Annotated in this window: 23 protein-coding genes and 1 pseudogene; 10 read left to right on the top strand and 14 right to left on the bottom strand. The window is 66.3% G+C overall.

All coding sequences use genetic code 11. The features are described from left to right. Window positions 1–11 precede the first annotated feature (11 nt). The 4 genes from ACK4FK_RS18555 to mutL are packed head-to-tail and all read left to right on the top strand — an operon-like array spanning window position 12 to window position 5,235. Window positions 12–620, top strand: a complete 609-nt coding sequence (locus tag ACK4FK_RS18555) for a DUF3035 domain-containing protein (protein ID WP_409747116.1) — start codon at window positions 12–14, stop codon at window positions 618–620. Between the two features lie 19 nt (window positions 621–639). Then, on the top strand, window positions 640–1,980 hold the full coding sequence (locus ACK4FK_RS18560) for a M16 family metallopeptidase (RefSeq protein ID WP_409747119.1): 1,341 nt from the start codon (window positions 640–642) through the stop codon (window positions 1,978–1,980). 14 nt (window positions 1,981–1,994) lie between these two features. Beyond that, on the top strand, window positions 1,995–3,323 hold the full coding sequence (locus tag ACK4FK_RS18565) for a M16 family metallopeptidase (RefSeq protein ID WP_409747122.1): 1,329 nt from the start codon (window positions 1,995–1,997) through the stop codon (window positions 3,321–3,323). Between the two features lie 16 nt (window positions 3,324–3,339). Continuing rightward, entirely contained in the window at window positions 3,340–5,235 is a 1,896-nt protein-coding gene (gene mutL / locus ACK4FK_RS18570; RefSeq protein ID WP_409747125.1) for a DNA mismatch repair endonuclease MutL, read from the top strand. Window positions 5,236–5,292: 57 nt separating this feature from the next. Here mutL and ACK4FK_RS18575 read toward each other — a convergent pair whose 3' ends face one another. The 4 genes from ACK4FK_RS18575 to ACK4FK_RS18590 form a co-directional block, all read right to left on the bottom strand. Beyond that, a complete protein-coding gene (locus ACK4FK_RS18575) occupies window positions 5,293–6,789 on the bottom strand; it encodes an MASE3 domain-containing protein (protein WP_409747128.1) in 1,497 nt (498 codons plus the stop codon). 404 nt (window positions 6,790–7,193) lie between these two features. After that, window positions 7,194–7,778, bottom strand: coding sequence for a 16S rRNA (guanine(966)-N(2))-methyltransferase RsmD (rsmD, locus tag ACK4FK_RS18580; protein ID WP_409747130.1), 585 nt, complete (start codon window positions 7,776–7,778; stop codon window positions 7,194–7,196). Beyond that, the gene (locus ACK4FK_RS18585) at window positions 7,778–8,608 is read right to left on the bottom strand and encodes a pseudouridine synthase (RefSeq protein WP_409747133.1); all 831 of its coding nucleotides are present in this window, start codon (window positions 8,606–8,608) and stop codon (window positions 7,778–7,780) included. The genes rsmD and ACK4FK_RS18585 overlap by 1 nt, the downstream gene beginning before the upstream one ends. After that, window positions 8,605–9,327, bottom strand: a complete 723-nt coding sequence (locus ACK4FK_RS18590) for a gamma-glutamyl-gamma-aminobutyrate hydrolase family protein (RefSeq protein WP_409747136.1) — start codon at window positions 9,325–9,327, stop codon at window positions 8,605–8,607. Before ACK4FK_RS18590 ends, ACK4FK_RS18585 begins: the two co-directional genes overlap by 4 nt. A 64-nt stretch (window positions 9,328–9,391) precedes the next feature. Between ACK4FK_RS18590 and ACK4FK_RS18595 the strand changes: the two genes are divergently transcribed. The 3 genes from ACK4FK_RS18595 to ACK4FK_RS18605 all read left to right on the top strand — a co-directional run bounded on the left by ACK4FK_RS18595 (window position 9,392) and on the right by ACK4FK_RS18605 (window position 12,259). Continuing rightward, a complete protein-coding gene (locus ACK4FK_RS18595; RefSeq protein ID WP_409747139.1) occupies window positions 9,392–9,844 on the top strand; it encodes a nucleoside deaminase in 453 nt (150 codons plus the stop codon). A gap of 85 nt (window positions 9,845–9,929) precedes the next feature. Continuing rightward, complete coding sequence (locus ACK4FK_RS18600; RefSeq protein WP_409747142.1) at window positions 9,930–11,135, top strand: acyl-CoA dehydrogenase family protein; 1,206 nt, start codon at window positions 9,930–9,932, stop codon at window positions 11,133–11,135. Window positions 11,136–11,170: 35 nt separating this feature from the next. Continuing rightward, a complete protein-coding gene (locus tag ACK4FK_RS18605; protein WP_409747145.1) occupies window positions 11,171–12,259 on the top strand; it encodes a M14 family metallopeptidase in 1,089 nt (362 codons plus the stop codon). On the opposite strand, the gene ACK4FK_RS18610 is transcribed toward ACK4FK_RS18605, so the two are convergent. From ACK4FK_RS18610 to purD, 4 genes are all read right to left on the bottom strand, one after another. Then, window positions 12,260–12,805 (bottom strand): sigma-70 family RNA polymerase sigma factor, encoded by a 546-nt coding sequence (locus ACK4FK_RS18610; RefSeq protein WP_409747148.1) that lies wholly within the window; start codon window positions 12,803–12,805, stop codon window positions 12,260–12,262. A 457-nt stretch (window positions 12,806–13,262) separates the two neighbouring features. Continuing rightward, entirely contained in the window at window positions 13,263–14,330 is a 1,068-nt protein-coding gene (locus ACK4FK_RS18615) for a phosphotransferase (protein ID WP_409747151.1), read from the bottom strand. Window positions 14,331–14,335: 5 nt separating this feature from the next. Then, entirely contained in the window at window positions 14,336–15,400 is a 1,065-nt protein-coding gene (locus ACK4FK_RS18620) for a phosphotransferase (RefSeq protein WP_409747154.1), read from the bottom strand. Window positions 15,401–15,580: 180 nt separating this feature from the next. After that, window positions 15,581–16,849, bottom strand: a complete 1,269-nt coding sequence (gene purD, locus ACK4FK_RS18625; protein WP_409747157.1) for a phosphoribosylamine--glycine ligase — start codon at window positions 16,847–16,849, stop codon at window positions 15,581–15,583. Window positions 16,850–16,969: 120 nt separating this feature from the next. On the opposite strand from purD, the gene xseA reads away from it, so the two are divergent. The 3 genes from xseA to ACK4FK_RS18640 are packed head-to-tail and all read left to right on the top strand — an operon-like array spanning window position 16,970 to window position 19,466. Then, window positions 16,970–18,424, top strand: a complete 1,455-nt coding sequence (gene xseA / locus ACK4FK_RS18630; RefSeq protein ID WP_409747160.1) for an exodeoxyribonuclease VII large subunit — start codon at window positions 16,970–16,972, stop codon at window positions 18,422–18,424. Further along, complete coding sequence (locus ACK4FK_RS18635; protein WP_409747163.1) at window positions 18,424–18,645, top strand: DUF2093 domain-containing protein; 222 nt, start codon at window positions 18,424–18,426, stop codon at window positions 18,643–18,645. Before xseA ends, ACK4FK_RS18635 begins: the two co-directional genes overlap by 1 nt. After that, on the top strand, window positions 18,642–19,466 hold the full coding sequence (locus ACK4FK_RS18640; protein ID WP_409747166.1) for a M23 family metallopeptidase: 825 nt from the start codon (window positions 18,642–18,644) through the stop codon (window positions 19,464–19,466). Before ACK4FK_RS18635 ends, ACK4FK_RS18640 begins: the two co-directional genes overlap by 4 nt. Window positions 19,467–19,468: 2 nt before the next feature. Here ACK4FK_RS18640 and ACK4FK_RS18645 read toward each other — a convergent pair whose 3' ends face one another. The 6 genes and pseudogenes from ACK4FK_RS18645 to ACK4FK_RS18670 form a co-directional block, all read right to left on the bottom strand. Continuing rightward, the gene (locus tag ACK4FK_RS18645; protein ID WP_409747169.1) at window positions 19,469–20,359 is read right to left on the bottom strand and encodes a lysophospholipid acyltransferase family protein; all 891 of its coding nucleotides are present in this window, start codon (window positions 20,357–20,359) and stop codon (window positions 19,469–19,471) included. Further along, complete coding sequence (gene lpxK / locus ACK4FK_RS18650) at window positions 20,334–21,335, bottom strand: tetraacyldisaccharide 4'-kinase (protein WP_409747172.1); 1,002 nt, start codon at window positions 21,333–21,335, stop codon at window positions 20,334–20,336. Before lpxK ends, ACK4FK_RS18645 begins: the two co-directional genes overlap by 26 nt. Beyond that, window positions 21,328–22,062 carry a lysophospholipid acyltransferase family protein gene (locus ACK4FK_RS18655; RefSeq protein WP_409747175.1) on the bottom strand — a complete coding sequence of 245 codons (735 nt, stop codon included), beginning with the start codon at window positions 22,060–22,062 and terminating at the stop codon, window positions 21,328–21,330. Before ACK4FK_RS18655 ends, lpxK begins: the two co-directional genes overlap by 8 nt. A 4-nt stretch (window positions 22,063–22,066) precedes the next feature. Continuing rightward, window positions 22,067–23,848 carry an ABC transporter ATP-binding protein gene (locus tag ACK4FK_RS18660; protein ID WP_409747177.1) on the bottom strand — a complete coding sequence of 594 codons (1,782 nt, stop codon included), beginning with the start codon at window positions 23,846–23,848 and terminating at the stop codon, window positions 22,067–22,069. 181 nt (window positions 23,849–24,029) lie between these two features. Beyond that, window positions 24,030–26,042: a transketolase gene (gene tkt / locus ACK4FK_RS18665; RefSeq protein ID WP_409747180.1), complete on the bottom strand. Its 2,013-nt coding sequence runs from the start codon at window positions 26,040–26,042 to the stop codon at window positions 24,030–24,032. 105 nt (window positions 26,043–26,147) lie between these two features. Then, window positions 26,148–26,481: pseudogene (locus ACK4FK_RS18670) on the bottom strand (methyl-accepting chemotaxis protein); the annotation flags it as partial.

Below are 26,481 nucleotides of genomic sequence, written 5' to 3' on the forward strand. Positions count from 1 at the left end.
AAAGTCTCGCCATGAGTCGACCGAAGATGCACGGCCGACGCCTGTGGATGGCCTGCGCCGTCCTCGCCCTGCCCGCCGCCCTCGGCGGCTGCGATTCCACGCGCGAAGCGCTCGGCCTGAACAAGAAGGCGCCCGACGAATTCGCCGTCGTCACCAAGGCGCCGCTGGTGTTGCCGCCGGAATTCGGCCTGCGCCCGCCCGAGCCCGGCGCGCCGCGTCCGCAGGAGGTGCCGGCGCGCGACCGCGCCGCCGCCGCGCTCGCCGGCCGCACCGACAGCGCCGCCGGGCAGCTCACGCCGCTCAGCCGCGATCCCAGCGCCGTCGCCGCGCAGCGCTCCGCCGGCGAGATGGCCCTGCTGCAGCAGGCGCGCGCGGCCAATGCCGATCCCGATATCCGCCGCAAGGTGAACGACGATTTCACCCAGCTAGCCGAGCGCGACCGCCGCTTCGTTGACCGCCTGATCTTCTGGCAGAAACCCGAGGATCCGGGCCTGGCCGTCGATCCGGCCCGGGAGGCCCAGCGCCTGCGCGAGAATGCCGCCACCGGCAAGCCGCCGACGGCGGGCGATGTGCCCACCATCAAGCGCCGTGAGCGCGGCCCGTTGGAAGGCATATTCTGATCCTGACGGAGGCAAGCCTGTGCAGCGTCTGATCGTCGCCGTCCTGCTCGCCGCCGCGGCATGTCTGGCAGGACCGGCCGGCGACGGCCATGCCCAGGTGTTCCGCCCGGCGCAGTTCGTGCTGGATAACGGCATGCAGGTGGTGTTGATCGAGGATCACCGCGCCCCGGTCGTGCATCACATGGTGTGGTACAAGGTGGGCGCCGCTGACGAGCAGCCCGGCGTCACCGGCGTCGCGCATTATCTCGAACACTTGATGTTCAAGGGCACGTCCAGCCTGGGGCCCGGCGAATTCTCGCGCAACGTCGCGCGCGAGGGCGGCCGCGACAACGCCTTCACCTCGTCCGACTATACCGGTTATTTCCAGACCATCGCGCGCGACCGGCTGGAACTGGTGATGCGCATGGAGGCCGAGCGCATGACCCAGTTGCGGCCCCGGCCCGAGGATGCCGCGCCCGAATTGCAGGTGGTGCTGCAGGAGCGCCTTAGCCGCGTGGAGAACAATCCCGCCGCCCTGTTCGGCGAGCAGTTCGATGCCGCGCAGTATCTGTCGCATCCCTATGGCCGGCCGGTGATCGGCTGGCCGCAGGAAGTGGCGAAGCTCACGCTGGACGATGCGATGGGGTTCTACCGCACCCATTATGCGCCGAACAATGCCATCCTGGTCGTGGCCGGCGACGTCACGCCCGCCGACCTCAGGCGTCTGGCCGAGAAGCATTACGGCATGGTGCCGATGCGTCCCGTGCCACCGCGCATCCGCCCGCAGGAACCGCCGCAACTGGCGGCCCGCCGCCTCAGCATGGCCGATCCGCGCGTCGCCCAGCCCAGCCTGCGGCGCAGCTATCTGGCGCCCAGCCGCTCTGCCGGCGAGACGCAGCATTCGGTGCCGCTGTCGGTCTTGAGCGAAATCCTCAACGCGCCGACCGGCCGGCTGCATGCAGCGCTGGTGAAGGATGACGGCCCGGCCGTTTCGGCCGGCGCGTGGTATCAGTCGCTGTCGCTCGACGCCACCACCTTCGCCTTCGGCGCCTCGCCCAAGCCGGGCCGCAGCCTGGACGAGGTGGAGGCCGGGCTCGACCGCGTGATCGCCGCCATCCTGGCCGATGGCGTGAGCGAGCAGGAACTGCGCCAGGCCAAGACGGTGATGCAGGCCGAAACCGTCTATGCCCGCGACAGCCTCTCCAATGCCGCCCGCATCTTCGGCTCGGCGCTCACCACCGGCCTGACGGTGGAGGATGTCGAGGCCTGGCCGCGGCTGGTGGATGCCGTCACCGCCGAGCAGGTCATGGCCGCCGCCCGCCATGTCTTCGACCTGCGCCGTTCGGTGACCGGCCACCTCCTGCCCAAGCAACAGAGCTGAAAGGAACCGAGCCGATGCGCCGGCGCGACGTCCTGACCTCTGCCCTTGCGCTGTTCTGCGGCGCCGTCCTGCTGCCGCTGCCGGCGCTGGCCGGTCCGAGGATCGAGCGCATCGTCACGCCGCTCGGCATCGAGGTCTGGCTGGTGCGCGAACCCGCGATCCCAATGCTGGCGCTGCAGGCCGCCTGGCGCGGCGGCACCTCCAGCGATCCGGCCGGACTGGAAGGCCGCGCCGGCCTGGCCATGGGCCTGCTCACCGAGGGGGCCGGCAGCCTGGGCCCCGATGATTTCCAGAACGCCCTGCGCGAGGCGGCGATCTCGCTCGATTTCTCGGCCGAGCGCGACTACTGCTCGGTCGGCCTGCGCACGCTCAGCCAGCATCGCGCCCGCGCGTTCGAACTGCTGAAACTGGCCATGACCGCGCCGCGCTTCGACGACGAGCCGATGGCGCGCGCCCGCGCGCAGGCCCGCGTGGCCTACGAGCGCGGCCGCACCAACCCCAACACCCTGGCCGGCGAACGCTTCGCGGAACTGGCCTATGGCGATCATCCCTATGGCCGGCGCTCGACCCCCAATATCGAAAGCCTGGAGCGCATCGGCCGTGCCGAGCTGGCGGAATTCCCCCGCGCCGTGCTGGCGCGGCGCAATCTGGCGCTGGCCGTGGTGGGCGATATCGCGCCCGACGACCTGTCTCGCCTGGTGGACCAGAGCTTCGGCGCGCTGCCCGAGGAGCCGGCGGTGACGCTGCCGCCGCCAGTGCAGGTGCGCACCGTCGCCCAGCCGGTGGTGATCCCGTTCCCCAATCCGCAAAGCGTGGTGCTGTTCGGTGGGCCCGGCATCGCCCGCGAAGACCCCGACTGGTACGCCGCCACGGTGCTGAACCAGATTCTCGGTGGCGGCGGCATGACGTCGCGCCTGTTCGAGGAGGTGCGCGAGAAGCGCGGTCTGGTCTATTCGGTCGGCACCCAGCTCTCGCCCTCCAAGGCCTCGGCCCTGTTCGCCGGTTCGCTCGCCACCTCCAATGCCCAGGTAGCCGAGGCGCTGAAGCTGGTGCGTGGCGAACTGGCCCGCGTGGCGCGCGAGGGCGTGAGCGACGACGAACTGGCGGGGGCGAAAGCCTATATGACCGGCTCCTTCCCGCTGCGGCTCACCTCCAACGCCGCCATTGCCGGCATGCTGGTGGCGATGCGCAACAGCGACCTGTCGCCCGATTACATCGATGCCTATCCCGGCCTGATCAATGCCGTGGGGCAGGCCGATATCCGCCGGGTAGCGCAGCGCCTGTTCGGGCGCGACGAGTATCTGGTGGTGGTGGCCGGCCAGCCCGTCGGCCTCGGCGGCTGAACGGGCGGACTGCATCATGGCCATCCGCCGCCTGCCCGAAACGCTGGTCAACCGCATCGCCGCCGGCGAGGTGGTGGAACGTCCGGCCTCGGCGGTCAAGGAACTGGTGGAGAATGCCATCGATGCCGGCGCGCGCCGCATCGACGTGGCGATCGCCAATGGCGGCCGCAGCCTGATCAGCGTCAGCGACGACGGCAACGGCATAGCCCGCGATGAGTTGCCGGTCGCGGTCGAACGCCACGCCACATCCAAGCTGCCCTCCGACGACCTGCTCGATATCCGCTGGCTCGGCTTCCGCGGCGAGGCCCTGCCATCCATCGGCGCGGTCAGCCGCATGACCATAGTCAGCCGGCAGGAGAATGACGAGTCCGCCTGGGCCATCGAGGTGGAAGGCGGCAGGGTGGGCAGCGTGAAGCCCGCGGCGGCGGGCAGGGGCACCCGCATCGAGGTGCGCGACCTGTTCTATGCCGTGCCGGCGCGGCTGAAATTCCTCAAGTCCGACCGCGCCGAAGACCTAGCGGTACAGGAGATCATGCGCCGCCTGGCCATGGCGCATCCCGGCATCGCCTTCACGCTGCAGCAGGATGGCCGCAGCAGTTTCCGCGCCGATGCCGTTCCGCCCAGCCTGATGGAGGATGGACAGGATCTGCAGCAACTCGGCCGGCTGGAACAGATCCTGGGCCGCGACTTCGCCGACAATGCCGTGCCGATCAGGGCCGAGCGCGAGGGCATCCGCCTCACCGGGCATGCCGGCCTGCCGACCTACAATCGCGGCAATGCCCAGCACCAGTATCTGTTCGTCAACGGCCGCCCGGTGCGCGACAAACTCTTTGTCGGTGCGCTGCGCGGCGCCTATGCCGATTTCCTTGGCCATGACCGCCATCCGGTGGTGGCTCTTTTCCTCGACCTGCCGGCCGAACAGGTGGACGTCAACGTGCATCCTGCCAAGGCCGAGGTACGCTTCCGCGATCCTGGCTTGGTGCGCGGCCTGATCGTCGGGGCCCTGCGCCATGCGCTCGCCGAGGCCGGCCATCGCGCCTCCACCACCGTAGCGCAGTCGGCGCTCGGCGCATTGAAGCCGCAGGCCGCGCCCACCATGCCCTTGCCCTTCCAGTCCACCTTCGGCGGGCCGTCGCGCTGGCGCGGCTACGACAACCTGCGGCCCAGCTCGGTGCCCGGCCTGGCCGAGGCGGCCGCTTTGTACAACGCACCCCAGGGTGATTTCTCGCGCGATGTTTTCGGCGATGGCACGGGCGAGGTGCCGATTGGCGACGGCCTTGCGCCGGCGGCGCGCAACGAGGATGTGGGCGCGGCTCCCATCCCGCTGCAGAACTATCCGCTGGGCGCGGCGCGCGGGCAGTTGCACGAAACCTACATCGTGGCCCAGACCGCCGATGGCATCGTGATCGTCGACCAGCATGCCGCCCATGAGCGCCTGGTCTACGAACGCATGAAGGTGAAACTGGAAGCCGGACGGGTGCCGCGCCAGGTGCTGCTGCTGCCCGAGGTGGTGGAACTCAGCGACGCCGAGGCCACGCGGTTATCGGCGCGCGCCGACGAACTGGCCGAACTCGGCCTGGTGCTGGAAGCCTTCGGCGCCGGCGCCGTGGTGGTGCGCGAGGTGCCGGCCCTGCTGGGCGATGTGGCGGTGCAGGCCCTGGTGCGCGATCTGGCCGACGCCATCGCCGAATACGATTCCGTGCTGCCGCTGAAGGAAAAACTGGAAGAGGTCTGTGGTACCATGGCCTGCCATGGCAGCGTGCGCGCCGGCCGCCGCCTCACGCTGGACGAGATGAACGCGCTGCTGCGCCAGATGGAGGCCACGCCGCATTCTGGCCAGTGCAACCACGGCCGCCCGACCTATGTGGAACTCAAGCTGGCCGATATCGAAAAGCTGTTCGGCCGGCGGTAATGCCTGACTTGTCATGGCCGGGGCAAGCCCGGCCATGACGCAATCGCTCGGTCCTGCTCACTCCTGCGGCGGAAAGATCACCGTCACTGTGGTGCCCTGGCCCGGCTTGCTGTTGATGCGCAGCTTGGCGCCATGCAGCTCGGCGATCCGGCGGGCGATGAACAGGCCCAGCCCGGTGCCCTTCTGCGCCACGTAGGGGTCCACCTGAACATAAGGCTTGCCCAGCCGCTTGAGCTGGTCGGCCGGAATGCCGGGGCCGGTATCGCTCACCTGCAGCAGCACGGCGCCATCGGGCCGCTTCGACCAGGCCACGCCGACGCGGCCTTGGTCGGGCGTGAATTTCACCGCGTTCGACACCAGGTTGTTCAGCAACTGCACCATGGCGCGTTCGTCCGCCGAGACCCGGTCAAGCGTTGCATCGCAGGTCACGCTCACATCCATTTCCTTGGCCGCGATGGCGGGCGCGAGACTGCGCACCACTTCCTCGGCCAGCGCGCGCGGATCCAGGTCCTGCCGGTTCAGTTCGTACTGGCCGCTTTCCAGTTTGGATAGGTCGAGGATGTCGTTCACCAGGCCCAGCAGATGCGTGCCACTGGCATGGATATTGGCGACGTAGTCGCCGTACTTGGCATGGCCCAGCGGACCGAACATCTGGCTGCGCATCATGTCGGAAAAACCGAGGATGGAATTGAGCGGCGTGCGCAGGTCGTGGCTCATCGAGGCGAGGAAATCATCCTTCGCTCTGTTGCTGGCATCCAGCGCCTGATAGGGCCGGATCAGGCTGGCCACCGCCACGGCCTGGAAGATGGCCCAGAAGGAAAACAGCTTGAGGATATGGCCCACCAGATTGGAAAAGCCGTAAACGTCGATATAGAACGTGAAGGCCAGCTCGGTGCCGATGGCAAACACGATGGCGACCAGCAGGAAAGGCAGGGCATCGGGCGCGATGGCGGCGCGCTGCTTCCATATCAGGGCCAGCGCGCCGGCCAGGATCGCCATGATGACGTATTCGCTGTAGATCTTCAGCGCCGTCAGGCCCTGGCCCTCGATGAAGGCGTCGGGGAAATGGCCGCTGGCCACCCACAGCATGGTCAGCGCGGCGATCAGGCCGAAGGCCAGGAACAGCACCATCTTGTCGGTGTTGCGGCTGGCCATCAGCGGCGCGGTGAGCAGCAGCAGCGCCTGCAGACAGCGCGTCGCCACCCAGACCTGCGTTGCGGTGTTGGCCTCGTTCACCGGCAGCAGGCCCATGCCCTTGTAGCTGAGCGTGTGGGCCAGATCGAGCGCGCCGATCCAGAACATGCCGCAGGCCAGGTACAGCAGGAAATGATCGCGCGAGAAGCGATGGGTATGCCAGGCCAGCGCGAACAGGATGAAGCACACGATGATGGAGAAAAGTTCCGCCAACGTGTGGAAGACCAGGAAATTGAACTGCGCCACCGCGACCAGAAAGACTGACAGCGCGGCCGGGAAATACCAGATGTGCAGGGCGGTGACGCGCAGGTTGGCCGGAACGCGGCGAGCTGCCGGGGCGGTCTGGACGGCTTCGGTCATGCGGCGCAGGTCCGTACCTGGCTGTACGGACGATGCTGGATTCTGCGCTCCATGCTGCGTGTCACGATCTGGCCTCCCGCATGACTCTTGATAGATTGGGAGAATGTTAGGTCACGGAATGGTTTTGACGAAAGGGGATTGTTATTTGAAGGTTAAACGATTCGGCTCTGTATAAAACAGCGAGTCGCTATTTCATGCGGTATTGACGGGCGGCAAAATGTTCCTATATTGTTCGATACAACCGTCAGGTTGTATTTTGGGTTAACGCGAACCGGAACGAACCCGAATGGACCGTCACGAACCTGAACGGACCGAAACGGACACCGATGGACCGGAACGAACCGCAACGGACCGGAACGGGCTGAAACGAGCCCGAACGGGCTGCAAGGATAGCGGGCGGGGATTCAGCGCTGGTGCAGCAGGAAGGTCAGCCGGGCCGGGCCCTGCTGGCGTTCCTCCAGCAGGATGAAGCCGGGCGGGATGGCAAAGCTGCCCTTGGCGTCGGTCTCCACCATCACCAGGGCATCGGGTTTCAGCCAGCCCTCCCGATCCAGCGCCGTCAGGGCCTGGGTGCCGAGGCCGGAGCGGTAGGGCGGGTCCATCAGCACCAGGTCGGCCGGCCCAGGAGAGGTGAATGGCGCAGGGCCGGGTTTGGTGCAGTCGGCGCCGCGCAGGGTGATGCGCTCGGCCATGTCGAGCTCGCGGGCATTCTGCAGGATCACCCGGCGCGCGGCGGGGTCGATCTCGAACAGATAGGCATGGTGGGCGCCGCGGGACAGCGCCTCGAAGCTCAGAGCGCCGCTGCCGGCGAAGGGATCCAGCACCACGCCGCCCTCCAGCCGGCTTTTGCCTTCGTCGGTCATCAGGCTGGGCGAATGCAGCAGCATGTTGAAGAGCGACTCGCGCACCCGGTCGATGGTCGGCCGGGTGGTGCGGTCGGACGGCGCGATGATCGGCCGGCCGCGATGGCTGCCGCCGACGATGCGCATTACGGCGTCTTCGGCCGCAGCACCGGCCGCTTTTTCGCCGGGCTGTTCTTCGGGGGCCTGGCTGGCGCGGGCTTTGGATTGCGCTCACCGAGCTCTTTGGTCTTTACGCCCAGTTGCTCGGCCAGCACCTTGCCCGGCACTTCCCGGGTCTTGCCGGGTTCCAGGCTGCCGAGCTGGAAGGGGCCATAGGCCACGCGGATCAGGCGGCTCACCTGGTGGCCCAGATGCTCCATCACGCGGCGCACCTCGCGGTTCTTGCCCTCGCGCAGGCTCACCACCAGCCAGGTGTTGTCGCCCTGGCTACGCTCCACGCTGGCGCTGATCGGACCATAGGCGACACCCTCGATGGAGATGCCTTTCTCCAGTTCGGCCAGGTGCTGCTTGTGCGGCAGGCCGTTGACGCGCACGCGATACCGCCGCAGCCAGCCGGTGGCCGGCAGTTCCAGCTTGCGTGCCAGCTCGCCGTCGTTGGTCAGCAGCAGCAGGCCCTCGGAGTTGAAATCCAGCCGCCCCACCGAGATCACGCGCGGCATGTCCTTGGGCAGCTTCTCGAATACGGTCGGGCGACCCTGCGGGTCCTTGTGCGTGGTCATCACGCCGCGCGGCTTGTGATACAGCCACAGCCGCGTCTTTTCCGGCCCGGCGATCGGCTTGCCGTCCACCACGATGCGGTCGTCGGGTCCGACCAGGAAAGCCGGGGTATCGAGCCGCTTGCCGTTCACCACGACGCGGCCCTCGGCGATCCAGCGTTCGGCATCGCGCCGCGAACAGATGCCGGCGCGGGCCAGCCGTTTGGCGATGCGTTCGCCTTTATCTTCCGCTTCGCTCATTTCTGGCACGCCGCGATGAAGGCCGAAAACAGCTTGCGGTCGCCTTCGCTGATGAAGAATTCCGGATGCCACTGCACGCCGATGCAGAAGCGATAGCCCGGATGCTCGATGCCCTCGATCACGCCATCGGGTGCCACCGCATCGCAGACCGCGCCGGGTGCCACGGTTTCGACGGCCTGGTGATGCGCCGAATTCACCGGCAGTTCGGTGGCGCCGACAATCCTGTGCAGCAGGCTGCCGCCGGTGATCTGCACCGGGTGGCCGGGCTCGTTGCGCGGGTTGGGCTGTTCATGCGCCAGCGCATCCTGCACCGCATCGGGGATATGCTGGATCAGCGTGCCGCCCAGCACCACGTTCAGAAGCTGCTGCCCGCCGCAGATGCCCAGCACCGGCTTGTCGCGTTCCAGCATGCCGCGGGTGATCGCCCATTCAAATTCCGTGCGGGCGGCCTTCACCTTCACGGTGTCGTGCTTTTCGGCAGCGCCGAACAGGGCGGGGTCGACGTCGAAATTGCCGCCCGTCACCACCAGGCCATCCAGCAGGTCGAGATAGGCCGGCACGGCGGCGGGCTCATGCGGCAGCACCAGCGGCACGCCGCCGCTGGCTGTCACCGCGCTGCAGTAATTCTGCCGCAGGGCATACCAGGGGAATTTCGAATAACCGCCTGGTTCCTCCGAATCGAGGGTGATGCCGATGAGGGGGGCAGGGTTGCTGGTCATGGCGATCTTATAGGCTTTCATGGCCGGCTTGACGAGAGGGGGAGGCTCCCGCAGGCTCCGCGCCATGACCGCCGCCAGTCCCATGGACGTCGCCCTGGAGGAAGCCCGAGCCGCCCAAGCGCGCGGCGAGGTGCCGATCGGCGCGGTGATCGTCGATGGTTCCAATGGTTCGATCGTGGCCCGGGCGGGCAACGAGACCCGGGCGCTGAACGATCCCACCGCCCATGCCGAGATCCTGGCGATCCGCCGGGCGGCCGAGGCGCTGGGGGCGGAGCGGTTAAGCGGCTGCGACCTCTACGTCACCCTCGAACCCTGCACGATGTGCGCCGCAGCGATCAGCTTCGCGCGCCTGCGGCGGCTGTATTACGGCGCCGAGGACCCGAAGGGCGGCGGCGTTGCCCATGGTGCCCGGTTTTTCGCCCAGCCGACCTGCCATCACCGGCCAGAGGTCTATGGCGGAATCCACGAAACCGCTGCCGCCACTTTGTTGCGCGATTTTTTTGCTGCCAAACGCTGACATCCGTCCCTAGCCGAGCCGGGCTGGCAGTTCTACACTCCCGCCCGTACCGCTATCGGTTAACTTGCAATAAGGGACGGAAACCATGGATTTCGAATTTTCTGACCGCGTCAAGGAGCTGCAGGAAAAACTCAGCCGCTTCATGGATGAGCATGTCTATCCCAACGAGCATCGCTTCCATGAAGAAGTGGCAACCGGAGATCGCTGGCAGCCCACCGCGATCATCGAGGAACTGAAGGTGAAGGCGAAGGCGCAGGGGCTGTGGAACCTGTTCCTGCCGGAAAGCCATCGCGGCGCCGGGCTCAAGAATCACGAATATGCCACGCTGTGCGAGATCATGGGCCGCGTGCACTGGGCACCCGAAGTGTTCAACTGCTCGGCGCCCGATACCGGCAACATGGAAGTGCTGGAGCGCTACGGCGCCGAGGAGCACAAGAAGCAGTGGCTGGAACCTTTGCTGGAAGGCAAGATCCGGTCTGCCTTTGCCATGACCGAACCGGCCGTGGCTTCCTCGGACGCAACCAACATCGAGGCCGAGATCAAGCGTGACGGCGATTCCTACGTCATCAATGGCCGCAAATGGTGGACCTCGGGAATCGGCGACCCGCGCTGCAAGATCATCATCTTCATGGGCAAGACGGACCCGAAGAATCCCGACAAGTACAAGCAGCAGTCGATGATCCTGGTGCCGCGCGATGCGCCGGGCGTGAAGGTGCTGCGCATGCTTCCGGTCTTCGGTTACGACGATGCTCCTCATGGCCATGGCGAAGTGGCATTCGAGAATGTTCGCGTGCCGGCCAGCAACATGCTGCTGGGCGAGGGCCGCGGTTTCGAAATCGCCCAGGGCCGCCTCGGCCCGGGTCGCATCCATCACTGCATGCGCCTGATCGGCCAGGCCGAACGCGCGCTGGAAAAGATGTGCAAGCGTGCCAAGAGCCGCGTCGCCTTCGGCAAGCCGGTCTCGGAGCAGACCGTCACGCTGGAGCGCATCGCCGAGGCCCGCTGCATGATCGACCAGGCCCGCCTGCTCACCCTGCATGCCGCCTGGAAGATGGACACCGTGGGCAACAAGGCGGCACGCAAGGAAATCGCCATGATCAAGGTAGTGGCGCCGACCATGGCCTGCCAGGTGATTGACTGGGCCATGCAGGTGCATGGTGGCGGTGGCGTAACCTCCGATTTCGGCTTGGCCGAGGCTTATGCCCAGGCCCGCACGCTGCGTTTCGCCGACGGTCCGGACGAGGTGCATCGCAACCAGATCGGCCGGCTTGAACTGGGCCGCTGGAACTAGACTTCGTAAAACAAAGAAAAGAACAGAGTCTCCCCATGACTGTCGAATCGTATTTTTCCGCAACCTATTCGGAAGCCCGCCAGAAATTCGCGGCGGCGGCAGAGGCGGCGAAAGCCGCCTTCACCGTTTACGAAAACCCCAATGCCAGGGGGCCGAATGGCGAAGTGCTGACCACCGATGTCGCCTGCATCGGTCCTGATAATGCCGAGCGGATCTATCTCACCATCTCCGGCACCCATGGCGCCGAGGGCTTCTGCGGCTCGGGCGCGCAGATCGGTCATTTCAAGGACCGCCTGTTCGACGCCATGCCGGCCAACACCAAGGCGATCATGATCCATGCGATCAATCCCTATGGCTTTGCCTGGCTGCGCCGCGTGACCGAGGACAATGTCGACCTCAATCGCAACTTCCAGGATTTCTCCAAGCCGCTGCCGCAGAACAAGGCCTATGAGGAAGTGCATGACTGGCTGATTCCAAGTCACTGGGAAGGGCTGGGCCGCGCCGCTGCCGACCAGGCCATCATGGATTACCAGCAGAAACACGGCGTCTTTGCCTTCCAGGCTGCCATGTCGGGCGGCCAGTATTCGCGGCCCGATGGCCTGTTTTTCGGCGGGCAGAAACCGACCTGGTCGAACGACACCTTCCGCCGCATCCTGCGCGAACATGTGCCGAGCACGGCGCGCAAGCTGGTCAGCATCGATTTCCATACCGGTCTGGGACCGATGGGGTATGGCGAGCCGATCTATGTCGGCTCGGAAGACAAGGCCCATTACGAACGTGCGAAGAGGATTTTCGGGCCGGAGGTGACAAACCCCAATGACGGCAGCTCCAGCTCGGCCCGCGTCACCGGCACCGTGCCGGAGGCGTTTCTCGACCTGCCGAAATCCGTCGAGGTGACGGCGATCGCGCTGGAATACGGTACCCAGCCCTGGCAGCAGGTGACCGAGGCGCTGCGCGGCGATCACTGGCTGCATGCCAGGGGCGATCTGAATTCGCCCCTGGGCAAGCAGCTCAAGCAGAAGATCCGCGATGCCTTCTACACCGATACGCCGGCCTGGAAGGCGGCGATCCACGGCCGGGCGGCGGATTTCGCCCTGCGCGCCTTCCGCGGGTTGGCGGGCTGATCAGTGGCGCAGTTCGGCCAGCCGCTCTGACTTCGGCGCAGTCGGCTGGCCGCCTGTCATCTCGCCCAGCATCATGCGTTCCAGTTCATGGCGTGCACGCGCCAGGCGGCTGCGGATCGTGCCGATCGGGCAGCCGCAGACCTTGGCGGCCTCTTCGTAGGACAGCCCGTTCCCGACCACCAGAACCAGCACCTCGCGCTGCGCCGGGTTCAGGCGATTGATCGCCTTCAGCAGTTCATCCAGCATCAGTTTGTCTTCCTGCGGTGCTTTTACCGCCATTAGATTTTCGAAGGCGTCCATATCGCCGAAGGTGGTCGCCTCGCGCCGCTGCCGGCGCGACTGGTCGATGTGCTGGTTGCGCATGATCGTGAAAGCCCATGCCTTGAAATTGGTACCGGGTTGAAACTGATCGGCCTTGGCCAGCACGCGCAGAACGGTTTCCTGGGTCAGGTCCTCCGCCCAATGGCGGTTGCGGGTGAGCATGATGGAGAAGGCTTTCAGCGAGGGCAGCGTCTCCATCAAAAGGCCATGAATGCTATCGGTCATGGGTATTGTCCTCTTCATCAATGGAACGGGAATGGATGGGAGAAAAATTTGAAGCAACGTCTCGTCGTCAGTGGCCCAAGCATGGCCACGGGGCCCTGGGCCAGCCAGCGACAAAGTGGGGACGGGCTGTGATAAAGCTGCGACCGGATGGCGCGGCGTTTGGATAAATTATCCAGTTATATCAGTTGGTTGTTTTATCGCTCGGCGCTGTGACATCGCCGTTTGCGGCTTCGGCCAGACGCTTCTGCAGCTCCGGCACGGCGCGGTCCAGCCATGCGGCAAATGTCTCGGATTGACCTTTCGCATTTGCCGTTTTGCCGGATCGCCCGGAAGCCGGCTTTCCTGCATTCCGCCGTCTGTCAGGCTTTGTCGTCATCGAACCCCGGGCCGTGTTTCCACATGGACCTGACTGCAATGGCGCCAAGCCCCAAAGGTTCCCTGCATGCGGCGAACCGCCTCAGTCGTCGCCGCCATCCACCAGATTCCAGGCCTGGTTCGCCACCGAACGCATCACGGCGCTGTAGGCCTTCAGCGTGGGTGAGGCGTGACCATTCGTCAGGCCGCGTTTGACGATGCCCTGCGCCATCACCGCCACGCGGAACAGAGCGAAGGCCAGATAGAAATTCCAGTGTGCGATGCCTGCATCGCGGATTGCCGGCCAGGAACTGTGGCGGCAATAGCTGGCAATGTAATCGGGCTCGCCGGGAATGCCGGTTTCGATGAAATCCGTGCCCTGCAGGCTGCCCATGCCGGGAATGGTGACGCGATAGGGCATGCAGTTGATGGCAAGGTCGGCGAGCGGATGGCCGATCACCGCAAGATCCCAGTCCAGGATGGCGACGATGCGCGGCTCGCTCGGGTGGAAGACCAGGTTCTCCAGACGCAGGTTGCCGTGCATCAGCGCGGTGAGGTTGTCGGCCGGCACATGGGCGGGCAGCCATTCCAGCAGCCGCTCCATCGCGCCGATCTCCTCGGTGCGGTTGGTGCGGTACTGTTCGCACAAGGTGGCGATCTGACGGTTCAGGTAGTCCAGCCCGCCACCATTCACAGGCAGGCCGGTATCCGATACCGGCAGGGCGTGGATGGCGGCCATGGCGGCGGCCATCGCCTCATAATGCGCCTGGCGCTGTTTGGCATCCATGCCGGGCAGGTTAGGATCGCGGAACTGCCGGCCAGGCACGAAGTCGAGCAGGTAGAAGGGTGCGCCAGTCACCTTGTCGTCGGTACAGGCCAGTTGCGGCACGCCGACCGGCAACCCGGCGTCATGCAGGGCGCGCAGCAGGTTGAAATCGCGCTCGATCGATTCCGCCATGGTGCAGCCCTTTTTGGGCTGGCTGCGTTTTCGCAGCACCATGTTGCGGCCCGGCATATGCAGCAGGAAGGCCGGACTGGCGGCCGGCCCCTTGAATTGCTGAATGGTCAGCGGCGTTTTGAAATCGGGCAGGTGGCGCTGCAGGTATGCCGTCAACCTGGACTCGTCGAACCGGTGCTGCGGTTGTACGGGGGTCAGATCGACGGCCGTCATGCCGCTCAGCCCCCCGTCAGTTTCTCGACCACCGCCCAGGCCTGCTCGGCGATCGGTCGGGCGCGTTTGCCCGACTCAATCGCATGCTGGCTGGCGGCGGTGCCGTCCTTGACCCGTCCCATGATGCCCTGCAGGATGCCGGCAATGCGGAACATGTTGTAGGCCATGTAAAATTCGAGGTGCGGAATGCCGTCGCGGCCGGTGCGCCTGCAGTAGGTCGCGATGTAGTCCTGTTCGGTCGGAATGCCCAGGCCGGCGAAATCGACGCCCGCCAGGCCGCGGAAGGTTTCCGGCGCCAGACGCCACGACATCAGGTGATAGGTGAAGTCGCCCAGCGGGTGGCCCAGCGTCGAGAGTTCCCAATCCAGCACCGCGATCACGCGCGGCTCGGTCGGATGGAAGATCATGTTGTCCATCCGGTAATCGCCGTGCACGATGCTGGTCTCGTCGCCCGGCGGGATATTGGCGGGCAGCCACTCGATCAGCTTGTCCATGGCCGGAATTTCTTCCGTCTCGGAGGCTTTATACTGTTTGCTCCAGCGGCTGATCTGCCGGGCGAAATAATCGCCTGGCTTGCCGTAATCGCCCAGACCAATGGCGTTGTAGTCCACCTTGTGCAGGGCGGCGATGGTGCGGTTCATGGCATCGAAGATCCCGGCGCGCTCGTCGCGGTTCATGCCGGGCAGACGCTGATCCCAGAAGATGCGGCCCTCCACGCAGTCCATCACATAGAAGGCCGTGCCGATGACGCTGTCGTCCTCGCACAGGCCATAGGTGCGTGCAACCGGCACGTCGGTCTGGCCGAGGGCGGTGATGACCCGGTATTCGCGATCGACGGCATGGGCGGATGGCAGCAGCTTGCCCGGCGGCTTGCGGCGCAGCACATATTTCTTGGCCGGGGTCACCAACATGAAGGTTGGGTTCGACTGCCCGCCCTTGAACTGCTGCACGCTGAGCGGACCGCGGTAGTCGGGCACATTGTCTTTCAGCCAGCGTTCCAGCGCGGCTTCGTCGAACTTGTGGCGCTCCTGCACCGGCATGGTGCCCGCGAAGCGGTCCTGGTCGCTCATGCTTTCGTTTCCTCTGTCTTGGAACGCCGGATACGGCGGCGCTCAGGGATACGATAGCCAAGCGACGCAGGGCGGCGCAACCACCCGCGCGAGGGGACAGGATGCCGGAAATCGCCTGTGTGCGATTGTTATTTTTGTTCGCGCGCCATCTGCTCAATTTGGCGGCGCGCCAGCCCCGGATTACTGCTGCTCGCGCGCCATGGCGCGCCAGCCGATATCGCGGCGGCAGAAGCCCCCGGGCCAGCGGATTTTATCCACAGCGGCATAGGCGCGCTGCTGAGCCGCCCTGACGCTGGGGCCAAAAGCGCAGACGCCCAGCACGCGGCCGCCATTGGCGACGATGGCACCGTCGGCACGCTGCGCCGTGCCGGCGTGGAAGACCTGGACATCGGGCTCGGCCGCAGCGGCATCAAGGCCTTCGATCACAGTACCCTTGCGCGGCTCGCCCGGATAGCCCTCAGCGGCCATCACCACGCAGAGCGCGGTATCGTCGCGCCAGCGCAGGTCAAAATCCTTCAGCACGCCGTCGCGCGCCGCCATCAGGGCGGGCAGCAGATCCGATTTCAGGCGCAGCATCAGAGTCTGGCATTCCGGATCGCCGAAGCGAGTATTGTATTCCAGCAGTTTCGGCCCGTCCTTGGTCAGCATCAGGCCGGCGAACAGCACGCCCTTGAAAGGCGCGCCTTCGGCGATCATGCCATTCACTGTCGGCAGGATGATGCGGTCCATCACCTCTTGCCGCAGGGCTGCCGTCAGCGCCGGGGCGGGGGAATAGGCGCCCATGCCGCCGGTATTCGGCCCGGTATCGCCGTCGCCCACGCGTTTGTGGTCCTGCGCCGAAGCCAGCGCCAGGGCGTTCCGGCCATCGACCAGGGCGAAGAAGCTGACTTCCTCGCCGTCGAGGAATTCCTCGATCACCACTTCCGCGCCGGGTTCGGAAAAAAGCGCCGCATTGGCGGCCAGTGCCTCTTCCAGCGTCATAGCCACCGTCACGCCCTTGCCGGCGGCTAGGCCATCGGCCTTCACCACGATGGGCGCACCATGCTTGCGGATAAAAGCCTCGGCCGAGGCCGCATCCCGGAAGCGGCCATAAGCGGCGGTCGGGATGCCGTATTTGGCGCAGAGGTCCTTCATGAAGCCCTTCGAGCCCTCCAGCCGGGCGGCGGATTTGGTCGGGCCGAAACAGGCGAAGCCGGCGGCTTCCAGATGGTCGACCAGGCCGGCCACCAGCGGCGCTTCCGGACCGACCACCACGAAGTCGATATGCTCGTCGCGGCAGAGCTGCAGCACGGCGTCGAGATCGGTCGGGTTGACCGGGGCCAGTTTCGCCACCTGGCCGATGCCGGGATTGCCCGGGGCGCAGACCAGCTTGGTCACCAGCGGCGAGGCGGACAGCGCCCAGCACAGGGCATGTTCGCGGCCGCCCGATCCGATCACGAGAAGGTTCATGTGTTTACCCGGGAAATGGCAGGAAATCGTCGGTTCCGCGCCCTGGGCCGGCCGGAGGGGCGGCTGGAGCGGCGGCGGCAATCTTTGTATCATGCCGGCCATGGATTCAAGGTTCCCGGAATGAGCGATTCGAGCCCGAATCAGGCCGGCCCGCCTGCGACAGCCAGCCAGCCGGCCGCAAGCAATGTGCCGGAATACAGCGTTACCGAGCTCTCCCTGCGGCTGAAGCGCAGCATCGAGGAGACTTTCGGCTGGGTGCGCGTGCGCGGCGAAATCTCCGGTTTCAAGCGGGCCGCCTCGGGCCATCTCTATTTCTCGCTCAAAGATGCCGACTCCGTGCTGGACGCCGTGTGCTGGAAGGGCAGCGCGGCGCGGCTGGGCGTGAAGCCGGAAGACGGCATGGAGGTGGTCTGCGCGGGCAAGCTGACCAGCTACCCCGGCCGCTCGAAATACCAGATGGTGGTCGAGCGCATGGAACTGGCCGGCCTCGGCGCGCTGATGGCCCTGCTGGAGCAGCGCAAGCAGAAGCTGGCCGCCGAGGGCCTGTTCGCGGCCGAACGCAAGCGACCGTTGCCCTATCTGCCGCGCGTGATCGGCGTGGTGACATCGCCCACGGGCGCCGTGATCCGCGACATCCTGCACCGTCTGGCCGACCGGTTCCCGACCCATGTGCTGGTCTGGCCGGTGCTGGTGCAGGGTGAGGGTGCGGCCGAGCAGGTGGCTAGGGCAATCCGCGGCTTCAATGCCCTGCCTGCCGGTGGCGCCGTGCCGCGGCCCGACCTGCTGATCGTGGCGCGCGGCGGCGGCAGCCTGGAAGACCTGATGGCCTTCAACGAGGAAGTGGTGGTGCGGGCCGCGGCCGCCTCGGAAATCCCGCTGATCTCGGCGGTGGGCCATGAAACCGACACCACGCTGATCGACCATGCGGCCGACCGCCGCGCACCCACGCCCACGGCGGCAGCCGAGATGGCGGTGCCGGTGCGTATCGAACTGGTGGGCAGCGTTGCTGGCTATCACGAGCGCCTGCGCAGCGGGATCACGCGGCTGGCGCGGGAAAAGCGCCAGCATCTCGAGGGCTTGGGTCGCGGCCTGCGCGGCCCGCGCGAGCAGCTTGAGATGGCGCGGCAGAAATTCGACGACCTGTCCGAGCGGCTGCGCACGGGACTGAAGGTCGGATTGCAGGTGCAGCGCGGCCGTCTGGCGGCCGAAATCGCCAAGCTGCGGCCCGCGCTGTTGCGCCGCGAAGCGACGGATTACCGCCGGCGGCTGGAGGACAGCGCCGCGCGGCTGCAGCGCGCCATCCGCCAGCGGCAGGCAGACGCCACGCAGCGGCTGCTGCAGCCGGCCAAGCTGCTGGAAAGCCTGTCGTACAAGAACGTGCTCTCGCGCGGTTACGCCGTGGTCTATGGCGCCGATGGCCATGCGCTCAAATCGGTCGCTGGCATGGCGGCAGGCGCGGCCGTCACCATCGAGATGCAGGATGGCCGCCGCCAGGCCCGCGTTGAGGGCGTAGGCCCAGCGCCGGCCCGTCGCGCCGCCGCAGCCAAGCCGCCGGGCCAGGAGGAACTGTTCTGATGCAGACGCCGCCGCTGCCGCGCGAGACCGAGGCCAGACTGCACTACCGACATGGCGCCTTCGACATCGTTCTGCCGGGCTCCTACGTGCTTTGTGCGGTGACGCAGGTACGCATTCCGCTGAACAGCCTGCGCTACTGGAGCGTCGACCGCCAGGAGGCCTATGCCGATGCCGCAGTCGCTCTCCAGGGCCTGCTGCGCGATCCGGTGCGGCGCGGATGAAGCGTTGGCTTGCCGCCTGCCTGCTGGCCCTCGCCGGTGTGTTGCCGGGAGCGGTTCGCGCCAATGACGCGCCACCCGGCCTGACCTGGCAGGGCGATTTCAGCCAGGGCGGACTGGTGATCGGCCAAGCCGAACCGGGCTTGCAGATCAGGCTGGGCGAACGGCCTGTGCCGGTGGCCGGCGATGGGCGTTTCGTATTCGGCTTCGGCCGTGACGAGCCGGCGTCTGTGCCGCTGTACCTGACGCGCAACGGTCATAGCGAGCAGGTGACCTTGCGTGTGGCGGTGCGGAGTTACGACATCCAGCGCATCGACGGCCTGCCGCCGGCCCAGGTGACGCCGCCGCCCGCCATGCTGGAGCGCATCCGGCGCGAAAATGCGAAAATCGCCGAGGTGCGTCAGCGCAACACGCCGCGGCAGGATTTCATGCAGGGCTGGATCTGGCCGGTGAAGGGCATCGTCAGCGGCGTCTATGGCAGCCAGCGCATTCTCAATGGCGAGCCGCGCCAGCCGCATTTCGGCATCGACATCGCGGCCCCCACGGGCACGCCGGTGGTGGCCAGCACCGATGGCGAGGTGGTGCTGGCCGAGCAGGATTTCTATTACACCGGCGGCACGGTGATCATCGACCACGGCATGGGCATCAACGCGGCCTATTCGCATCTGCAGAACGTGGCGGTGAAGGTGGGGCAGCGCGTGCGGCAGGGCGAGCGGATCGGCACGGTGGGCGCCACCGGGCGCGCGACCGGCGCGCATCTGGACTGGCGCGTGAACTGGTTTGACGTAAGGCTCGACCCGCAGCGGCTGCTGCCGAAGGAGTAAAGCTATTCCTTCGGCCAGCGCTTGTGCACCCAGAACCAGTGGTCGGGGCGTTCGCGGATCCAGGCCTCGATCCGCTGGTTGACGCGCAACATGCCGGCATGGACATCGCGGTCGCGATCGCCGGTATCCTCCAGCATGAAGGGCGGTTCCACCGTCAGCCGGAAATGCGTGCCATGCAGGCGCTCGACGCGGGCGCCCACCACAGGACATTTCAGGCGCAGGGCGAATTCGGCAATCGCCGGCGCAGTCATGGCATCGCGCCCGAAGAAGGGCACGGGAATGCCGGTATTGAGTTTCTGGTCGACCAGCATGGCGACGAATTCGTTGTTTTTCAGCGTGCGCAGGATCTCTCGCGCCGCCTGCACGCCCTTTGGTACATGGCGGCCGCCCAGCGGCGCACGCAGGCCTTGCAGCAATTCCTCGGTCAGCGGATTGTTCGCGGCACGATAGACCTGCAGCATGGGCAGGCCGTAATGCGCCGATACCAGGCTGGTCAGTTCCCAGTTGCCGTAATGCGCGGAAAAGAACAGGGCCGGCCGGCCGCTGTCCCGGATTGCCAGTATATGTTCGATGCCCGCCACCTCGACATGGCCGGGCTGTTCCAACGTGCCGATCTTGAGTTCACGCAGATGCGCATATTCGGCCAGCACGCGGCCCAGATTGTCCCACATGCCATCCAGCACGGCATTACGCTGGGTTTCCGTCAGTTCAGGCATGGCGCGGGCCAGATTCCGCACGGCATGCCTGGTGACGGCAAAATGCGGACCTAGCCTGCGCGCCAGCCAGCCGCCGAAGGCCGAAGCGGCATCCAGCGGCAGCAGGCCGAACAGCCATAACGCAAAGCGCGCCGCCCAGGCGGCGACATATTCATGAGGTTCTGCGCGGCTGAACACGACTGAGCCTGTCTTTCAGGAATCGTTCGACGGCAGATAGGTCGTCGAAGGCGAGGGTCACGCGCAGCACATCCACCATCGGGCGGGCTGGCTTGGGCAGGCGCATCTGATCCTTTGCGGTCGTCACGGGAATGGCATGCAGGGCATGCGCCTGTTCGACCAGGCGCATCACAGTGTCTTCGCTGTAAGGCGCATGGTCCGGAAAGCCTACGGTCTTGACGATTATGGCACCCAGATTTTGCAGGCTGGTGAAAAACTTTTCCGGCCGTCCGATGCCGGCGAATGCAAGGACATGACGGCCGCGCAGCCGCACGGCATCGGCAGCATTCGGCTCCAGTGCGGCGCTGAAAACCGGCCGCGATCCGAAGGACGGCAGTGGCACGGTGGGTTTGCCGACCAGCACTATGGCATCGCAGCGCGTCAGGCCTTCCGCCACCGGTTCGCGCAGCGGCCCCGCGGGCAGCAAACGGCCATTCCCGAACCCGAACCCGCCATCGACGACCAATATGCTGATCTGGCGTTCGAGCGCATATGTCTGGTGCGCGTCGTCGGCGATGATGCAGCCGGCGCCTGCCGCGATGGCGGCGCGGGCGGCCGCAGGGCGGTCGCGGCCGATCCAGGTCGGCGCGGCCGCATCCAGCAGCAGCGCCTCGTCGCCGACATCGGCGGCGGTGTGGCGCGCGTGATCGACGCGCGCCGGGCCGGTCAGCCGGCCGCCATAACCACGGCAGACGATATGCGGGTTCAGGCCAAGGCGGTTGAGGATCTCGGCCAATGCGATGGCCGTTGGGGTTTTTCCGGCGCCGCCGGCCACCAGGTTGCCGATGGATATCACCGGCCGGGCGACCGGCTGCGGCCTGGCCATCTGCCGGTTCAGGCGGTTGCCCAGTTCATACAGGGCGGCGAGGGGTTGCAGCAGGCGAGGCCAGGGCGTGTCCGCGTCGTAGCGCCAGAAATCCGGCGTTCGCCTAGGCATTGCGGTTCTCCTGCGCCGCCGGAGCGGGCTCCACCGGAATCTGGCCGCAATGGCGGTCGGCGCTCTCGCACAGGGCATTCAGGGCGGCTTCCACCCGCAAGGCAGCCTGCTCAAGGCTTTCATTCTCGTCGCTGGAGACGTCGATGGGCTCGCCCCAGATATAGACCCCGCGATTGAAGGGCCAGGGAATCATGAACCGGTCCCAGGATGCGGCCAGCCTGCGTCTGGCCACGCCATAGGTGGCGGGAAGGATCGGCACCCTGGCCAGTCTTGCCGCTGCGACGATGCCCGTGCTGACGCGCATGCGCGGTCCACGTGGCCCATCCGGCGTGACGGCGACATATTCGCCGCGCTTCAGCACCTGCAGGATGCTGCGCAGGGCGGCGGAACCGCCTTTTTCCCTGCCGCTCTTGGCTGTGGAGCCGCGTACGGTACCGATGCCGAACGGGTCCATGGCGCGGGCGATCAGTTCGCCATCGCGATGCTGGGAAATTAGCATGTGCATCGTATGCGATGTGGTCCATGCCAGAGGCATCATCAGCAGCCGGCCATGCCAGAAGGCGCCGATGAAGGGCCGGCTGTCGCGCCAGAATGCCATGGGGTGTTCGACGCCGATGGTTTCCCAGCGCGAGGTTGCATGCACAAGGCGCACATAGAAGGCGATTGCATCGGCGGCCAGCCGGACCACAGGAGCGCTTCGCAGGATGCGCTTGAACAGGCCGGCCATCGGTTTAAGCCGTGGCCTCGATGGCAAACTGCGTAGCGTAAAGCCGGGCATAGGCACCGTTGCGCGCCAGCAGTTCGACATGATTGCCCTGTTCCACCAGGCGGCCGTGATCCAGCACGAAGATCATATCGGCATCGATCACGGTGGACAGGCGATGGGCGATCACCAGTGTGGTGCGGCCGCGCATCAGTTCGCTCAGCGCGGTCTGGATCAGGCGTTCGGATTCAGTGTCCAGGGCACTGGTGGCCTCGTCCAACAGCAGGATCGGCGCATCGCGCAGCATGGCGCGGGCGATGGCGATGCGCTGGCGTTGTCCGCCCGATAGGCGCACGCCGTTCTCGCCCACCAGTGTGTCATAGCCCTGCGGCAGAGCCATGATGAAGTCATGGGCTGCGGCATGGCGGGCAGCGGCCTCGATCTCGTCCTGGCCCGCTTCCGGACGGCCATAGGCGATGTTGGCGCGGATGGTGTCATCGAACAGTGTCAATTCCTGGCTGACCAGGGCGACGCTCCGGCGCAGCGAGTCCAGTGTCACCGTGCGCACATCCTGTCCGTCGATCAGAACGCGGCCTGCCGAGGCGTCGTAGAAGCGCGGCACCAGGTTGAGCAGGGTGGATTTCCCAGCGCCCGAGGCGCCGACCAGCGCGGCCTTCCTGCCGCGCGGCACCACCAGCGAGATATCCTGCAGCGCCGTTTTGTCGGCGTTATAGCGGAAACTCACCTGCTCCAGCCGGATTTCGCCGCCGGCGATGGCCAGCGGCTTGGCATCCGCAGCCTCGGTGATCTTCGGCTTGATGTCGAGCAGTCCGAAGATCCGTTCGGCGGCGGCCAGGCCTTCCTGCAGGGCGGTGTTCAGGTTGGCCAGGGCCTTGAGCGGCTGGTAAGCCGAAAGGGCGGCATAGATGAAGGCGGTGAGCGTGCCCAGGGTGAGGGTTTCGCTGATGCCGCCGATATAGATCACCACCGCCACTGCGATGCCGCCCAGGGCTTCGGTGGCCGGACTGGCGGCGGCGCGGGCGCGAACCACCTTCATGATATGGCCCAGCCGGGCTTCCACCGACTGGCGGGCGCGCTCGACTTCGCGCTGCTCCATGCCATAGGCCTTCACCATGCGCGCGCCTTCGAAGGTTTCGCTCAAGATCGTGGTCAGTTTGCCGGTTTCCTGCTGGCTGCGCGCCGACCCCTTGCGGGCCTTCTTACCCAGCCGCCGCGTGGTGAGGCCGACGAAGGGGAAGATCACGCAGACGATCAGGGCGAGCTGCCAGTTCATGGCAAACATCACCCCGGTCAGGAAAATCAGGCTGAGCGTGTCCTTGACGATGCCGGTCAGGGCTTTCGATACCGCCTCGCGCAGCAGGCCGGCATCGTAGAGAAAGCTGGCGATGAGCTTGCCGGAATGCATCTCGTGCAGCCAGGCCAGATCGGCGCGGATCATGTGTCCATACATGCGGATCTGCGTGTCGGCGATGATGCGTTCGCCAAACTGGGTCATCAGCGTGCCTTCGAAATAGGCAGCCACGGCCTTGATCACCACGACAGCAACCACCAGCAGCGGCACCATCATGGTCCAGTAGGGATCACGTTCGGTGAACACCTGGTCGATGGCGGGTTTCAGCAGCCACGCGGTTGCTGCCGTCATCGCAGCCACCACCATCATGCTGACCAGGGCCAGAAACAGCGAGCCGATATGGGGGCGGACCTGTTCGAGCAGCAGGCGGCGGATCAGGCCCATGCTGCTGGCCGGCGCGCTGCTGGCTGGCGTGTCCGAGGGCATCGGGGAAGTCACAGGAAATCCGTCACGGTCAAAGAGTCAATCTCGGCAAAGAGTTATCGCCGATTGCTATAGCATGGGGCGCCCGGCGGGGCCAGCTTGGCCCCGTATCGCGCAGCGCACCCGCCCGGCCTATGGGCGGGCCACAGCGGCAGAATAAAGGCTTATATCGCAGGCAGTTACCGGCCCACGCGCCTCACAGCCTCTGCTTGGCCGCCTGAGCCACGGCTTCCGGCGTGATGCCGAAATGCTTGTAAAGCTGCTCGTAGGGGCCGGAGGCGCCGAAGCCGCTCATGCCGACGAAGCCGCCCTTGATGCCGAGATACCTGTCCCAGCCCTGGCGCACGCCGGCCTCGATGGCCACGCGCACGGTGCCCGGTCCAAGAACCTTTTCCTGGTAGGTGACATCCTGAGCGTCGAACAGCTCGAAGCTCGGCATCGACACCACGCGGGTCGGGATGCCGTCCTTCTGCAGCATGTCGCGGGCCGTCATCGCGATGGCGATTTCCGAGCCGCTGGCCAGCAGGGTCACCTTGGCGGCGCCGTCGGCCGCGATCAGTTCGTAACCGCCCTTGGCCACCAGGTTCTCCTTGCGGTGGCTGGTGCGCACGGCCGGCAGGTCCTGGCGGGTGAGGGCTAGAACGCTGGGGCGATGCGTCTGTTCCAGCGCCACCTGCCAGGCCTCGGCAGTTTCCACCGCATCGGCCGGGCGCAGAACGAGCAGGTTCGGGATTGCGCGCAGCGCGGCCAGGTGCTCGACCGGCTGATGGGTCGGGCCATCCTCACCCAGACCGATGGAGTCATGGGTCATCACGTAGACGACGCGCTGTTCCATCAGGGCCGAGAGGCGGATCGAGGGGCGGCAATAGTCGGTAAAGACCAGGAAGGTGCCGCCATAGGGAATCAGTCCGCCATGCAGGGCGATGCCGTTCATCGCCGCCGCCATGCCATGCTCTCGCACGCCGTAATAGACATAGCGGCCGCTGAAGTCGCCGGGCTTTATGGGATTGAGCCCGGCGGTCTTGGTGTTGTTCGATCCGGTCAGGTCGGCCGAGCCGCCGATGGTTTCGGGCACGGCCGGGTTGATGACTTCCAGAGCCATCTGGGATGCCTTGCGGGTCGCCCATTTCGGCTTCTCGGTGGCCAGCCTGGCCTTGTAGTCGTCCATCACCTTGGCGAAATCGGCCGGCAGCTCGCCCTTGATGCGGCGATCCCACTCGGCGCGCTGCGGCGCGGGCAGGGCGGCCAGCGCCTTGTCCCAGGCCTGCTTCTTCGCCGCGCCCTGGATGCCGACATCGCGCCAGGCTTTCAGCACCGTCTCGGGAATTTCGAATGGGGCATGCGGCCAGCCCAGCTTTTCGCGTGCGCCCTTGATCTCGTCGGGGCCGAGCGGCGAACCATGGGTGGCCGCCGTGCCCGCCTTGGTCGGCGCGCCATAGCCGATCACGGTGCGGCAGGCGATCAGGCTGGGCCTGTCGCTCTTCTGCGCGGCGGCGATGGCTGCGGCCACGGCTTCCGGATCATGGCCGTCGACGCGGATGGTGGCCCAGCCGCTGGCCTGGAAGCGGGCGATCTGATCGTCGGAAACCGACAGGCTGGTGGGGCCATCGATGGAAATCTGATTGTCATCGAACAGCACGATCAGCTTGTTGAGCTTGAGGTGGCCCGCCATTGAAACGGCTTCGTGGCTGATGCCTTCCATCAGGCAGCCATCGCCCGCGATCACGTAGGTGTAGTGATCCACCACATTCTTGCCGAACTGCGCAGCCAGCAGGCGCTCGGCCATCGCCATGCCCACCGCAGTGGCGATGCCCTGGCCCAGCGGGCCGGTGGTCGTCTCGATCCCGCCGGCATGGCCGAATTCGGGGTGGCCGGCGGTGCGCGAACCGATCTGGCGGAAGTTCTTCAGCTCGTCCAGCGTCATGTCCGGATAACCGGTCAGATAGAGCAGGGCGTAGAGCAGCATCGAGCCGTGGCCGGCCGACAGCACGAAACGATCGCGGTCAGGCCAGGCGGCGGTCTTGGGATCGAATTTCAGGAAGCGGCTGAACAGCACCGTGGCGACGTCGGCCATGCCCATCGGCATGCCCGGATGGCCGGAATTGGCCTTTTGCACGGCATCCATGGCAAGCGCCCGGATGGCATTGGCCATGTCGGCGTGGCTGACCGGGGCGTCGTGACGGGGGAAGGCTGTGGCGGCCTGCAGCATATCGGTGGAATCCCGCTTCTGGAGTCGAAAGCGGGCGGACCATGCCGGTCTATGCGGTCCCCGTCAACCCATGCCCGTAGGCATGGGAAACCCCTTGAAACACGGTCAGAATTCCTGCCAGTCGTCGTCATCCGCCGCGGCCGGCTTCGGCGCTGCCGCCGCGGGCTTGGGCGCCGGCGCAGGAGTCGCGGCCGGCCTGGCCGGCTCGGCCTTGGCGGCGGCGGGTTTGGCCGGAGCCGGTTTTGCCGCGGGTGCGGGCTGCCGGGCGGCGGGCGCCGATTGCGGCGCATGGTGCGGGGCGGAGTGCGGGGCTGGCGCGGCCATGCGGGCCTCGCTGCCGAGCTTGAAGAAGCCGACCAGCTCGGCGAGCTGCTGGGCCTGCTGGTTGAGCGACTGCGCCGCCGCCGTGGTCTCCTCCACCAGCGCGGCATTGCGCTGG

The sequence above is a fragment of the Ferrovibrio sp. genome, assembly GCF_046297895.1.
In the GTDB taxonomy this organism is placed as follows: Bacteria; Pseudomonadota; Alphaproteobacteria; order Ferrovibrionales; family Ferrovibrionaceae; genus Ferrovibrio.